The 361-nt window shown below is 49.0% G+C and carries 1 protein-coding gene; it reads left to right on the top strand.

What is annotated here, in order from left to right:
- Window positions 1–261: DUF3800 domain-containing protein (locus SB717_RS34185; RefSeq protein ID WP_410907274.1), on the top strand; the 261-nt coding region annotated here is incomplete at its 5' end.
- Window positions 262–361 lie beyond the last annotated feature (100 nt).

Here is a 361-nt window from a genome sequence, read left to right as displayed (position 1 = left end):
ATCCAATTCGTTGACTCCAAAAGCGATTTTGGCATTCAGATTGCTGACCTGGTGACGTCGGGCTTAAGGCGATGTCTGAGACAGGAATTCAATGACAACCTAAGAGCCGCAGCATTTTTAGGACGGCTAATGGTCAATCGTGGGCGCGGCCAACAACCGTTGTTGCTGTTATCGCTCGGCAAGGAAGCGGTACTGGACAAACCTACTGAAGGTTTCGTCAGAATGATGAAGCGGCAGCAACGCTCCATGATCAGAGGGTAAAACGTTGGTGGTACAGCCTCGACTTACATCCAATCTCAGAAAGCTACATATATTTTGGAATCTTAGGGGCAACCTAACCAGCCCCTAACCGTTTGAGACG

The sequence above is a fragment of the Priestia sp. SIMBA_032 genome, assembly GCF_046535215.1.
Taxonomy (GTDB): Bacteria; Bacillota; Bacilli; order Bacillales; family Bacillaceae_H; genus Priestia; species Priestia aryabhattai.
The sequence above is the reverse complement of the archived record's forward strand: the minus strand, read 5'-3'. Positions and strand labels throughout refer to the sequence as shown.